General features: G+C 30.3%; 14 protein-coding genes. 6 read left to right on the top strand and 8 right to left on the bottom strand.

Annotated elements, in window-relative coordinates; genetic code table 11:
- Positions 1 to 30: 30 nt before the first annotated feature.
- Entirely contained in the window at positions 31 to 735 is a 705-nt protein-coding gene (locus HM981_RS00335) for a sugar phosphate nucleotidyltransferase (protein ID WP_179336593.1), read from the bottom strand.
- A 3-nt stretch (positions 736 to 738) separates the two neighbouring features.
- Entirely contained in the window at positions 739 to 1929 is a 1191-nt protein-coding gene (locus HM981_RS00330) for a UDP-N-acetylglucosamine 4,6-dehydratase (protein ID WP_179336592.1), read from the bottom strand.
- 224 nt (positions 1930 to 2153) lie between these two features.
- Here HM981_RS00330 and HM981_RS00325 point away from each other — a divergent pair, with 224 nt between their 5' ends.
- Positions 2154 to 2915 carry a lipopolysaccharide kinase InaA family protein gene (locus HM981_RS00325; protein WP_317167149.1) on the top strand — a complete coding sequence of 254 codons (762 nt, stop codon included), beginning with the start codon at positions 2154 to 2156 and terminating at the stop codon, positions 2913 to 2915.
- 3 nt (positions 2916 to 2918) lie between these two features.
- Here the strand turns inward: HM981_RS00325 and HM981_RS00320 are convergent, their stop codons facing one another.
- The gene (locus tag HM981_RS00320; protein WP_179336591.1) at positions 2919 to 3677 is read right to left on the bottom strand and encodes a glycosyltransferase family 2 protein; all 759 of its coding nucleotides are present in this window, start codon (positions 3675 to 3677) and stop codon (positions 2919 to 2921) included.
- 40 nt (positions 3678 to 3717) lie between these two features.
- Here HM981_RS00320 and HM981_RS00315 point away from each other — a divergent pair, with 40 nt between their 5' ends.
- On the top strand, positions 3718 to 4557 hold the full coding sequence (locus HM981_RS00315; protein ID WP_179336590.1) for a glycosyltransferase family 2 protein: 840 nt from the start codon (positions 3718 to 3720) through the stop codon (positions 4555 to 4557).
- Here HM981_RS00315 and HM981_RS00310 read toward each other — a convergent pair.
- From HM981_RS00310 to HM981_RS00295, 4 genes are all read right to left on the bottom strand, one after another.
- Positions 4544 to 5623 carry a CDP-glycerol glycerophosphotransferase family protein gene (locus HM981_RS00310; RefSeq protein WP_179336589.1) on the bottom strand — a complete coding sequence of 360 codons (1080 nt, stop codon included), beginning with the start codon at positions 5621 to 5623 and terminating at the stop codon, positions 4544 to 4546. The genes HM981_RS00315 and HM981_RS00310 overlap by 14 nt on opposite strands.
- A 13-nt stretch (positions 5624 to 5636) precedes the next feature.
- Positions 5637 to 6578 (bottom strand): Stealth CR1 domain-containing protein, encoded by a 942-nt coding sequence (locus tag HM981_RS00305; protein ID WP_179336588.1) that lies wholly within the window; start codon positions 6576 to 6578, stop codon positions 5637 to 5639.
- A 33-nt stretch (positions 6579 to 6611) separates the two neighbouring features.
- Entirely contained in the window at positions 6612 to 7523 is a 912-nt protein-coding gene (locus HM981_RS00300; protein ID WP_246286079.1) for an ATP-grasp fold amidoligase family protein, read from the bottom strand.
- 213 nt (positions 7524 to 7736) lie between these two features.
- Complete coding sequence (locus HM981_RS00295; protein ID WP_179336587.1) at positions 7737 to 8552, bottom strand: 2,3,4,5-tetrahydropyridine-2,6-dicarboxylate N-succinyltransferase; 816 nt, start codon at positions 8550 to 8552, stop codon at positions 7737 to 7739.
- 1097 nt (positions 8553 to 9649) lie between these two features.
- Here HM981_RS00295 and ruvX point away from each other — a divergent pair.
- The 4 genes from ruvX (at position 9650) to mazG (ending at position 12157) form a co-directional block, all read left to right on the top strand.
- Positions 9650 to 10066, top strand: a complete 417-nt coding sequence (ruvX, locus tag HM981_RS00290; protein WP_179336586.1) for a Holliday junction resolvase RuvX — start codon at positions 9650 to 9652, stop codon at positions 10064 to 10066.
- A gap of 202 nt (positions 10067 to 10268) precedes the next feature.
- On the top strand, positions 10269 to 10859 hold the full coding sequence (def, locus tag HM981_RS00285) for a peptide deformylase (RefSeq protein ID WP_179336585.1): 591 nt from the start codon (positions 10269 to 10271) through the stop codon (positions 10857 to 10859).
- Positions 10860 to 10869: 10 nt separating this feature from the next.
- Positions 10870 to 11301 (top strand): DUF5606 family protein, encoded by a 432-nt coding sequence (locus tag HM981_RS00280; protein ID WP_179336584.1) that lies wholly within the window; start codon positions 10870 to 10872, stop codon positions 11299 to 11301.
- An 82-nt stretch (positions 11302 to 11383) separates the two neighbouring features.
- Positions 11384 to 12157: a nucleoside triphosphate pyrophosphohydrolase gene (mazG, locus tag HM981_RS00275; RefSeq protein ID WP_179336583.1), complete on the top strand. Its 774-nt coding sequence runs from the start codon at positions 11384 to 11386 to the stop codon at positions 12155 to 12157.
- Positions 12158 to 12541: 384 nt separating this feature from the next.
- On the opposite strand, the gene HM981_RS00270 is transcribed toward mazG, so the two are convergent.
- Positions 12542 to 13420 carry a T9SS type A sorting domain-containing protein gene (locus HM981_RS00270; protein WP_179336582.1) on the bottom strand — a complete coding sequence of 293 codons (879 nt, stop codon included), beginning with the start codon at positions 13418 to 13420 and terminating at the stop codon, positions 12542 to 12544.
- Positions 13421 to 13472: the final 52 nt, after the last annotated feature.

Raw genomic sequence — 13472 nt, 5'->3', positions numbered from 1 at the left:
AGAATCTTGTGAAATAATTAAAAACGAGCACTAAAATTTGGTATGCTTAACATCTTCTTGTGCTTTTTTAAAATCTTTAGGTTTTCCTATATCAATCCAATAATCGTGAATAGGATAGTTAATAATCTTAATTCCATTAGATAATAAAACTTTAATTAAATCTGTAGCATCAAAAAATGTGTTTTCTGGAATAAAATCTAAACACGATTTTTTAAAGATATAGATGCCCGAATTTAAATGATAAGAATAAGAATGTTTCGCTTTTAAAGACGTTACATAGCCTTCTTCTGTTTCTACGAGATCATGCGGAACGTTGACTTGGTATGGAATAGTGGCTATTAAAGCATCCGCTTTTTTTGATAGAAAATGGTTAAAAAGAGCTTTTAAATTTACATTAGTGAGCAAATCTGCATTCATCACTAAAATGTAATCCGTTTTAAAGTTTTTTATAAGTTTTAACGCGCCAATAGTACCTAAAGGTTGCGCTTCTTTAATGAAATTAAAATCAATTTGATGTTTATTATTGGTTTTGAAATAATCAACAATTTGTTCGCCTAAATAATTTATGGTAACATTTATATGTTTTACACCATGCGATGCAATAAGTTCTGTACAGTATGCAATTATAGGTTTATCACCAATTTTTAAAAGTGGTTTAGGTGTTAGATTGGTCAACGGATTTAAACGCTTGCCTTTACCACCAGCCATTATTACAACATCAATTTTGTTATGCATCAATTACATTTTATGATCTAAATATTTGCCTTTTTCAAGGTGGTTAAAGTTCGGTAAAATTTTATGAAATTGAAGGATTATATCTTCCTTTGCCCAAGATTTTTTTGATTTAAGTTGGTTTATACCTTGAGTAAATAGGTTGAGATCATCTTCATTATTAACATCAAATTCATTTTTAATGATTCCAATATCAATAAAGCGATTCATATCTAAAGTTTCATCTTCTGTAAAGAAAGCTTCTGTGTCTTTTTCTCCAGTAGTATCACTTTTAGTAAATAAACAAGGCCATTTATTATTGTGAGGTAACATTTTTGTAAAGGCTCTTGCATCATCTTCATCTTTACACAGATGAGCCTTATAACCTAAGTTTTTAATATATTTTAAGGCAATATCTGCAAAGTTTATTTGAGGTGAATCTTCGGTTAGCTTAGGAAATAAAACATCTCTGTTTTCACCAAAGACACAAGACATTAAACATAGTTTTCCAGCTTCTTCAAGTGTTATAAAGTGTCTTTTTATATCGTTAGGTGCCACAATTGGTTGCTGTTTTTTTATGCGCTGGTCAAAGCTGTGTAGTAAAGAACCATCCGAAAAAGCAACATTAGCAAACCGTGCTGTAGAAATATTTATAGACTTGCTTTTTTGAAATAAAAATAGTTCCATAATACGTTTAGAAGCTCCCATCATATTCACAGGATCTGTGGCTTTGTCTGTAGAAACGCAGAAATATTTTTTTACACCAGAAATAATAGATTGTTCAATAGTTTTTATAGTGTTAAAAATGTTTACATCAAGCATTCGCATTAAGGTAAACGGATCTTCTTCGCTTCGCACATGTTTTAAGGCTGAAAGATTCAATACATAATCGTAACTTCCATCTGTAGCGATAAAAGCATCATATGCAATAGAGCCAATATCTAAAGCAAAGGTTTTAAAATCACCATTTATATAACCAAAAGTACTTCTGAGATCTCTTACCAATTCTACCAAATTGTTTTCGCTGATATCTACAATATGAAGTTTTTTAGGATGACGTTTGAAAATTTCTTTAGTTACAGCTTGTCCTATGGAACCTGCTCCTCCAAGTACTAAGAATCTTGATGATGAAACAATTGAGTTTAATTCGTTAGTATGCGTCTTTATATCTTGTGCAAACAATTCGGTTTTTCTGCCTATGAGATCTAATGGCTGCATTTGAAGTTTTATTTACTGTAAATTTAAGATAATGATTTTATAATTTAAGGCAATATGAAGCTGAGTTATAAAAACTACTTGATTTAAAGGAAACAGCCTTTCGGATTTAATTTGTAAATAAAGAATGGAATATATAAATATGACTATTTTTGTGATCTAATGCCACGTATAAGATCTCTACAAAGAAGTAATTAAGTAGTTTCAAAATCGTTGAATAGCACGTAGTGAATAGAACAAAAAACATACACGATAATTTTAGACCACATGAAGGGTTTTTAGACGATATTATAACCAATTATGATTCTAAAGGCGAAGATTACGGTAATCAAAAGCGGAATTCTTTAAAGCTTTTTAAGCTTGAAGAGAAAACACTCAATGTAAAGTCGTTTAGAGTACCAAATGTCATCAATCAGATTGCTTATCGGTTTTTACGAAAAAGTAAAGCACAGCGCTCTTTTGAGTATGCAAAAGAACTTCAGAACCTAGGTGTTGGCACTCCACAACCTGTTGCATATTATGAATATACATCGAGCTTTTTGTTTAATAAGAGCTACTATATTTCAGAACATTTAGAATGCGATTTAACGTATAGAGAATTAATTACAGATTTTAATTATCCTAATTACGACCCTATTTTGAGAGCTTTTACAAGATTTACTTTTGATTTGCATGAAAAGGGAATTAATTTTTTGGATCATTCTCCAGGAAATACCTTAATAACTACGGATAATAATACTTATAAATTTTATCTCGTTGATTTAAACCGAATGCAATTTGTTTCGATGGATTTTAATGCGCGAATGAAAAATTTTGCAAGATTATCCAAATACAAGCATATGGTTGAGATAATGAGTGATGAGTATGCTAAATGTTATGGGAAATCTTATGAAGAGGTTTTTAATTTAATGTGGAAAGAAGTACAACTTTTTAGAGGAAAAATAGAGCGTAAAAAAAAGTTAAAGAAACTACTTAAGTTCTGGAAATAGAAACTATTTTTCGTTGTTAAGTGCTCTTAATTTAGAGTATTTCAAAAATGTGATATTTGCTGTTTGTACTGCAATCATATAACCATTAAAGCCATCTAAAATACCTAATCTTAAAAAGTAAGTTTTAAAAAAAGCCCATGTTGGATTCAATATAATTTTCCAAATTGGTGCTTTTTTTCCTAATTCAAAATAAGATTGTGCCGATAGCGATGAAAAATATTCTGTTTTTAGATTAAATTCAGAATAGGTTTGATACGTATAATGTAAAATATCTCCTTTTAGATGTCCTGATTTTGAATTATTAGAATTAAAACTAATAGTTTCATGGATTTTATGACCTGTCCAAGAAGCTTTTCGTTTATCAAAAACACGTAGCTTTTTATTAGGATACCAATCAGAATGCTTTATCCATTGTCCACAAAAGTTATTAAAACGATTAGTATAATAACCATCAAATTTCCAATTAGATTTTAGGTCAATTATAGATTGCTGTAATGTTTCAGATAAAGCCTCATCACCATCTAAAGATACAATATGGTCATAGCTTGCTTGTGATAAGGCAAAATTCTTTTGTTCTATATAACCTAAGAATTTTTGTTCAATAAATTTGACGTTAAACCGTTCGCAAATGGTTTTAGTGTTGTCTGTAGAAAACGAATCCACAACGATAATTTCATCCACGACATTAACTAAAGACGCTAAACATTGTTCAATGTTCCGTTCTTCATTAAAAGTAATAATGACTCCAGACAGTTTCAGCATCTTATTGATTTCAATGCTGTAAAAATAGTATTTTTGCTAAATGCAATCTAATCTACAAGCAACAATAATTGTAAGCACCTTTAATAAACCAGAATGGCTTAAGCTGGTATTGCTCAGTTTTGATATTCAAACGACTAAGAACTTTGAAATTATTATTGCAGATGATGGTTCTGATGAAAAAACGAAAACTGTTATAAATGAATTTTCTGAACACTCAGACCTGAAAGTTGTTCATGTTTGGCAGGAAAATAACGGTTTTCAGAAAACAAAAATTTTAAATAAAGCCATTTTAGCTTCAAACGCTGACTATTTAATTTTTACAGATGGAGATTGTATTGCTCGTAAAGATTTTGTTGAAACACATTTAAAATTAAGGCATTTAAAACAGGCACTTTCTGGTGGATACTTTAAACTAACAGATGTAGTTTCTAGGGAAGTAAATGAACAAGTAATTAGACAGCAAAACTGTTTTGAAAAGGATTGGCTTATAGCTCAAGGACAGCCAAAAACGTTTAAAATGAACAAGCTTACAAAGTCTAATACAAAGGCAAAGTATTTAAATTTCATAACTCCAACAAAAGCCACTTTTGATGGCATGAATGTGTCTTGTTGGAAGAACGATATTCTAGCAGTAAATGGTTTTGACGAGCGTATGAAATATGGAGGAGAGGATAGAGAAGTGGGTGAGCGAATGATGTATAACGGTGTTAAATTTTTACAGATTCGTTATAGTGCCATTTGTGTGCATTTACATCATGAACGGCCTTATAAAAATGAAGAAGCTCTTAAAATAAACAAGCAAATTAGAAAAAACACTAAACAAGAGAAATCTACTTACACCAAATTTGGCATTAAAAAAGATGCAACTATTTCTTTATAGTATAGGGTTTTGAGTAGCTCTTCCAAGTAAAATAACCCAGACGTTTTCTTATTTTATACTTTCTAATTAAATTGATAGGTTTGTTTTTTAAATGACTTTTGTCTTCGTGTAAATATGAAATACAGGTCTCTATAACACGCTTACTTGATTTGCCGTCCTGATACGGATGTAAATTCTTAATAAAAGGGTCTATTTTTTTTATTAAATCTTCAGGGTAGCTTAGCGCGTAGTTAAACATCTCTTCTAGTTGAGCTGCTTTGTCTACATGAATTAAATAATCATGATTAAATGTATGTTTAAAACTCACTACAGGTTTCTTTTGTAATAAAAACTCTTGAATAGCAGAAGTGGTGTCTGCGAATAAAATATCAGAATGTTGGAATATTGGAATGAGGTTGGTCGTATTGTGATACGTGAAATTCGCATTCTCAAGTGATTTCCATTTGTTTTTTATGTCGTCAGGTATTTTAGGATGCAATACCATATCAAATGTGTATTTATCTGTTAGAGATAATTTCTTAATTTCATTAAATACGGTTTCATCAAAAGCGAGACTCAACCTTTCTGTAAACGTAGAAGCTATTAATATTTTTGGTTTATGGTTTGATTTCTGATTACTAATAGGGAAAAGAGGATCAACTTTACTCCAACCTGTTTCAGTTACCTTAAAGTGTTTATGTTTTTTCTCTAGTTGTTTAAAAATAGACGTGGTACTTGGACCTTGTGTACAGTATAAATCAAAGAAACCACGAATTCTAAATTCGCTGAAAATGTGTTTTTTAGAGGGTCTTTTTTGAGCTAAAAAACCATGAAATATTTGTACTTTAAGTCCTGTAATAAAATCAGGGACATCATTGGTTGCTGTTAAAACAATATCAGGTTTATAGGCTACAACATCCTGTATAGTGCTTAAAACATTAGCCTTTCCTTTCAATGCTTCTTTGCCATCTTTAAGATCACTGTACCACATTACAGTGTCTCCTCTGCTTAAGATTTCCTTTTCTAAAGGATTGCCTATAGGTAAAGCATAACTGTAAGAAATATATATTAAAAATTTATAAGGCATACACGTGATTAATTTATGACATTCGTTTTTCTAACCAATTTAATATATACGCCAGAATTTGAGGCGGACTACGATCTAAACTTTGAAGCCCTAAGAATAATTTTCCTTTAGTCTTCACATCTAAATTGAATCTATACCAATACAACGGTTTTTTATAAGATCTAAAATACATTAACTGTAAATCATCTTTAAAATAACACGTTTTATTTTTTATCTCTAAATGGTTGGCTAATCCTTGAGGTGTAAACTGACTTGTTTTTCTAAACCGATGTTTTATATTTTCGACAAGAACATTTTCGTTGGCCTTAAAATAGTTTTCAAAAGTCGATTTTCTTAGTGGGTGAGGAGTGTGCTTAAAATTGTAATACTTATTAAAACCAACTAGTCTAGCCGCATTTTGTTGAATAGATTTATGTCCAACTCTTGGTTTTTTAAATTTTTTATAAAAGATATCTTTATCAAACTTTAGCCATTTCCCTCTTAAAATAGGAAGTCCGTCTTTAAAGAAATCAGTAGGCTTTGTATCGTTTATTAAAAAGAAATCATCATTAAAATAAATAAAGTGCTCAGCTAAATTAGGAATTCTGTACAAACAGGTTTCAATTGGTCTGCAATTAAAAGTAGGTAAATACTCTTCATAACCTTGAAAAACAACCGTATGATCAACGATAGAAACTTTGTTGTAAGTATCTCCGTTTCTATTTTTTAAAAAATCGGGTGTTTGGTTATCTGTTATAATATGAATATTTCTAATATATGGTGCATATTTTAAGATAGAATCAATAGTAAATTTAATTTCATTAACCTGATTGTAACGCGTTCTAAATTTTACAGATTTAAGCTTCGTTTTATCTTCTATATAAGGTAACATTTTGGCTTTATGATTTTCATCATCTCCATCTACCCAAAGAATTACGGCATCAATCTCATTTTGTTCAATACTACCTTCTGTCATAATTTATAATAAAATTGAATTAAATGAACGTTCTTAAAATTCAGTAATTACGTTTTTGCCGTTTTCCAAAATGGGTAATTTAAAATAGTCTCCAATAATGGTATTGTATTGGTCTGGATAAAATTCTTTTCTAGCGTCAGATGGATAAAACGTCATTTCTCCAAATATCGTTTTTCCATTAACGGAGTAAAAATCTACTCTAACAAAAGGGAGTTTCTTAGATAAAATCACAGATAAATCTACCATTTCTTTAAGGTTAGTAGGTTTTGGGATTCCGGCCGAAATTGTTTTGTAGGTTTTACTTTTTCCAAAAGGTAATAAATTAAATTCTAAATCAAAACAACCTTGTTTATGGTCTTCGTCTCTATCTATATGTACATCTATAAATTTAGGAATGCCGTTAAAGCAGTAAAACTTATAGTCCGTTAAGGTGCTTTTATCATCTTCCTTTAAAAATTTTTCAATTATTATTCTGGGTGGCACATCTTTATACGCCCATTCTTGTCCCATTCTATAATATTGGTTTTTAGTTAACCATTTTCCAATTTTCTTTATGGCTTTAGTTTTATCAAGCTTTTCCTTATCAGAAACAATGAGATTATGGCTGCTTGTATGTGTCGCTTTTATTACAAACTTGTTTGGTAAATCTTCAAAAGGAATAGCTTCTGGTTTATCATAAACACCATAAATTTCATTTAAATATTGTGCACCAATTTTTTCTTCGACATAAGCTCTGACAGCATATTTATCTACTAATTGATTTAGAATTTTTGGACGGTAAAAAACCTTATACCATTCAATTTTGGCATTAAAATCTTTTGGATTATTTAAATCTAATTTTTTGCCTGAAAAGTATTCATAATGGAAATGCACATACAGTTTAGAAGGTAAAAACCGCATTTTTCTTAACTGTCTTAATATGGATCGACGTATTTTATTTGGCATTATTCATTGATTTCAGTAAATATACTATAAACTTATTTTTTTAATACCTTATAGCAACCTATAACCAAACACATATCAACGATACTGTCTAGAAAGTTTGCATTATACACAGGGTTTATTGATAGATTTATGATTAAACCAAGTTAATTCCTGATTATGGATCTGATGATATCAGCTTCTAATTTCAGGAATTAACCACAGAATAATATTCTTTTAAACAGCCACATCATACTCACGTAAAGCATCATTAAGCGATGTCTTTTTATTGGTGCTTTCTTTACGTTTCCCAATAATCAAAGCACATGGCACTTGAAATTCTCCAGCCGCGAACTTTTTAGTATAGCTTCCTGGTATTACTACAGAACGTGCAGGAACAACACCTTTTGTTTCTACAGGCTCATCTCCAGTAACATCAATAATTTTTGTACTCATAGTTAAAACTACATTCGCACCTAATACAGCCTCTTTTTCTACACGCACACCTTCAACAACAATACAACGACTACCAATAAAAGCGCCATCTTCTATAATTACAGGAGCGGCTTGTAAGGGTTCTAAAACACCACCAATACCAACACCTCCAGAAAGGTGAACGTTTTTGCCAATTTGTGCACAACTACCAACAGTTGCCCAAGTATCTACCATTGTGCCTTCATCTACGTAAGCACCAATATTTACATAACTTGGCATTAAAATAGTGCCAGCAGAAATATATGATCCGTGTCTTGCTACTGCATTAGGTACAACTCTAATACCACGTTCGGCATAGTTTTTCTTTAATGGAATTTTGTCATGATATTCAAAAATACCAACTTCAAAAGTTTCCATTTTCTGAATCGGGAAATATAAAACAACTGCTTTTTTTACCCATTCATTTACCTGCCATCCATTTGCCGTTGGCTCTGCTACACGTAACTCGCCAGCGTCTAAAAGATCTACGACGCTTCTTATGGCATCGATAGTTGATTGATTAGTTAGAAGCGAACGATCGTTCCAAGCATTTTCTATTGTAGATTGTAGTTGTTTCATCTTTTCTTTTGAATTTTATTTTCAAAGATACTTTTATAATAGTTGAAGCTAAAAAGTTTTTTGAAAAATATGTGACTTTAAGGAAAAAGGTAGTGTCTTAATGGTGTTGAATACATTGATTTTTAAATATCTATGAATTTAATTAATAGCTAATTCCGAAAACTCCTCTCCCCTTATAATGGGGAGTTTTCATTTTATGTAATCAATTAAAAATAAAATGTGACCCATCAGATCACGTAGGGTCTTAATAACAATTAGCAACATGATTTATTTTAAAGGGATATAATCGTATTGTAAGATTGATTGATTTAAAAACGTTTCTTTTTTGTAAAGAAGCGTTTTTTTTTTTTTTTTTATGAAGTCAATTTCAATATGTATTTGATAATGAATCATATTTGCTATTAAGGAAAACATTATTACTAGTATTTTAAAATGAATTAAAAATAAAATGTGACCTATCTGAAAATGTAGTGTCTTAATAATAGTTAACAACATGATTTGTTTTTAGAGGGATATAATCGTAAAGTTAGATTGGTTTATACAAATATTTAAAAACGCTTCTTTTTTTATAAAGAGGCGTTTTTTTTATGAGATCAGTTTCAATATGTATTTGATTAAGCATCAGATTTGTTGTTTTGGGAAGAATTATTTCTATTATTTTGTAATGAACTAAAATAAAATGTGACCTATCTGAAAATGTAGTGTCTTAATAATAGTTAACAACATGATTTGTTTTTAGAGGGATATAATCGTAAAGTTAGATTGGTTTATACAAATATTTAAAAACGCTTCTTTTTTTATAAAGAGGCGTTTTTTTTATGAGATCAGTTTCAATATGTATTTGATTAAGCATCAGATTTGTTGTTTTGGGAAGAATTATTTCTATTATTTTGTAATGAACTAAAATAAAATGTGACCTATCTGAAAATGTAGTGTCTTAATAATAGTTAACAACATGATTTGTTTTTAGAGGGATATAATCGTAAAGTTAGATTGGTTTATACAAATATTAAAAAAACGCTTCTTTTTTATAAAGAGGCGTTTTTTTTATGAGGTCTATTTTAATAATTATTTGGTATTACATTACCTTTGTTGCTATGGGAAGAATTTTAGCTATTGATTATGGTACAAAACGAACAGGTTTAGCCGTTACTGACGAAATGCAAATTATAGCATCCGGACTTACTACTGTAGAAACTAAAGATCTTCTTCAGTTTTTAAAAGAATATGTTTCAAAAGAAAACGTTGACAAAATTGTAGTTGGTTTGCCTAAACAAATGGATAATACAGCTTCAGAAAGTGAAGTCTATATTCAGAAGTTTTTAGTACAATTAGAAAAAGCCATGCCTGAGATTTCTGTAGATCGTGTAGATGAACGTTTTACTTCAAAAATGGCATTTCAAACGATGATTGATAGCGGACTAAAGAAAAAACAGAGACGTAACAAAGCATTGGTAGATGAGATTAGTGCAACCTTAATATTACAAAGTTACCTTTCTAGTCATTCATTTTAATAGTGTAGTTGTTAATAGATTCTATTTTTCTGCTAGATAAATTAAAGATGAAGCACGCATCAATAAAACTATGAAACTGAATTGGATGTTTTACAAGATTGCCGCTCTTGGTTTACAATGACCTAACTAAGTGATTTTGTTGTCTAGTTTTGAAATATTATCCACATAAATTAATACTTTTGCATCCGAAAATACAAGAATTATGATTTTACCAATCGTTGCCTATGGTGATGCTGTTTTAAAGAAACAAGCAAAGACCATTGATAAAGATTACCCTAAGTTAGAAGAACTGATAGAAAACATGTACGAAACCATGTATGGTGCATTTGGCGTTGGTTTAGCTGCTCCTCAAATAGGTTTACCTATTCGTTTGTTCTTAGTAGATGCAACTCCGTTTGCAGAAGACGAAGATTTATCTAAAGAAGAACAAGAACAACTTAAAACGTTCAAAAAAACATTTATTAACGCTCAGATTTTAGAAGAAGAAGGTGAAGAATGGGCTTTTAATGAAGGCTGTTTAAGTATTCCAGATGTAAGGGAAGATGTATATAGACAACCAAAGATTAAAATTCAATATCAAGATGAAAATTTTGAAACACATATAGAAGAGTATGATGGTTTAATTGCTAGAGTTATTCAGCATGAATATGATCATATTGAAGGTGTGTTATTTACAGATAAATTATCATCATTTAAAAAACGTTTAATAAAAGGACGTTTGACAAATATTTCAAAAGGAAAAATTAAAATAGATTACAGAATGCGTTTTCCTGCAATGAGCAAAAAACGTTAATAAAATATATATGAGTTTAGACAAAATTTTATCCATCTCTGGAAAACCAGGTTTATTTCAAATAGTTAAGCAAACAAGGACAGGTGCTGTTGTAGAATCGTTAATCGATAATAAACGAATTACAGTTGGTGCGCATAGTAACATTAGTATTCTTAGTGAGATTGCTATTTATACGTTAGCGGAAGAAGTGCCTTTAAGAGATGTGCTTAAGAAAGTTAAGGAAAAAGAAGGTGGTAAGCCAACAACTATAAGTCATAAGGATAGTAAAGATGTTTTAGAAGAATTTTTCTTTGAGGTTTTACCAGATTATGATGAGGATCGTGTGTATCCTTCAGATATTAAGAAAGTGGTACAATGGTACAATTTACTTCAAAAGAATGACCTTTTAGGTTCTCTTGAAGAAACAAAAGAAGCTAAAGAAGCTTCTGACGAAGAAGAATAAATAATACGTCAGTTCGAGTGATTTTTGTTCTGAAACTTTTCGGAACAAAAATCGTATCGAGACCATATTTTATACTGAAGCTATGTCAGATAAAACAGCCCAATTAAAAGCCTTTGAGCGTTTGTTAACTATCATGGACGAGCTGCGTGAGCAGTGTCCATGGGATAAGAAACAAACCATGGAGTCGTTACGTCATCTTACCATAGAAGAGGTTTACGAACTTGGCGATGCTATTTTAGACAATGATTTAGAAGAGGTTAAAAAGGAATTGGGAGATGTGTTACTTCATATTGTTTTCTATTCTAAAATAGGAAGTGAAACCAACAATTTTGATATTGCAGATGTTTGTAATAGTATTTGCGATAAGTTAATTCATCGTCATCCACATATTTATGGTGATGTTGTGGTTAAAGACGAAGCAGAAGTAAAACGAAATTGGGAGCAACTGAAACTTAAAGAAGGTAAAACAAGTGTGCTTGAAGGAGTGCCAAAAAGTTTACCTGCAGTTGTAAAAGCAAGCAGAATACAAGAAAAAGTTGCAGGAGTAGGATTTGATTGGGAAAAGCCAGAACAAGTTTTTGAAAAAGTAGAAGAGGAGATTGCTGAATTAAAAGTTGAAATCCTAAAAGGTGACCAAGATGCTATTGAAAGTGAATTTGGTGACGTTATGTTTTCTATGATAAATTATGCGCGTTTTCTTAAAATAAATCCTGAAAATGCTTTAGAGCGCACCAATAAAAAATTCATAAAACGCTTTCAATATCTTGAAGGCAAAGCTAAAGAATTAGACAAGTCTTTAAAAGATATGACGCTTTCTGAAATGGATGTGTTTTGGGAAGAGGCAAAATTGCTTTAGTGAACTCTAAAAGTACTCGGTTTTAAATAAGATATTTTATCAAAGTCTAGTTACTAATTAAGTCTTTTTATCGCACTATAAATTTACACATTTACAGATCCAAACCTTCGGACTTTAATTCTAAATATCGCTTTTTGATTATTAGATCTTAGTAGATGTAAGTCAATTAATGTTAAAATTTAAAAATTTCATTTACAAAACATCCAAAACTAGCTTTTGTGCGTAATTACTATATATAAAAACAATAAACGTTTTTTATATTCTTAGTAGAATCTTAATTATTATTTTAAGCGGTTGTAATTAAGGTTAATTTAGTTTAGTTAGGGCAAAACCCATCTGTTAATACAGATGGGTTTTGATATTTAATGATATAGCGTAAAAAGATTACTTTTTTATAAGTTTCATTCTTGATATTTCTCCGCTATTATTTTTGATTTCAACAATGTAATTTCCACTATTTAAATCTTGAATATTAATTTCTTCATTTATTTTAGAGTTTCCTGTTCTAACAGTTCTTCCTAAAACATCTGTAATTGTATAGCTAATATCTTCTGTAATGTTTTCGTTACTTGAAACAGTGAATACTCCTTCTGAAGGATTTGGGTAGATTTTTAATTCTGTGTTAAATTCATAATCGAACACATTTAAAGGTTGATTTTCTGCTATAATGTTATCAATATCTAGTATAGCATCAATAGGTTCAGATTCCCAAGCAGGTACTGAACTATGTAATATTCTAAATTCTTCTACACCTTGACTAGAGCTTCCAAAAGTTACAGCATAGTTGAAAGGGTCAGAAAGTTCAGTAATATTGTCTTCAAGAATAGAAAAAGATATCCTCTTCCAACCTTCATTTGGTATTACAGCAATAGCATTAGTGGTGCTACAACGGTAAATTAAACCATAATCTGTCTGAAAGCCTATTCTTAAGAAAATAACGTTAGATCCAGAGTTTCTAACATCCATAGAAATGTATTTTATACGATCAGATAAGTTTCCTTGATAATAATCACCATTCCATTGGCCATTATTTTTTGTCATCAATTCTAAATCTGAACCAGAACCACTAGAGGTCACACGTAGAAAGTTGTCATCATCTCCTAACGGTCCTCCATCATAAATATTTTCATTTGGAATAGAACTGTTCTTTGTCCAATTACTGAAGGTGAAATCTTCAAAATCGTCTACCTGTCCTAATGTGACTTGAGATAAAGCAATGGTAGGTAAGCATAATAATAGTAGAATGAGTAATTTTTTTTGCATAAGATAATTTTTAAATATTAATTGATTTGAATCTTTTATTCATAAAGAACAA

The organism is Winogradskyella ludwigii (assembly GCF_013403985.1).
In the GTDB taxonomy this organism is placed as follows: Bacteria; Bacteroidota; Bacteroidia; order Flavobacteriales; family Flavobacteriaceae; genus Winogradskyella; species Winogradskyella ludwigii.
Note: the sequence above shows the minus strand (reverse complement) of the source record. Positions and strands in the feature narration are given on the sequence as shown.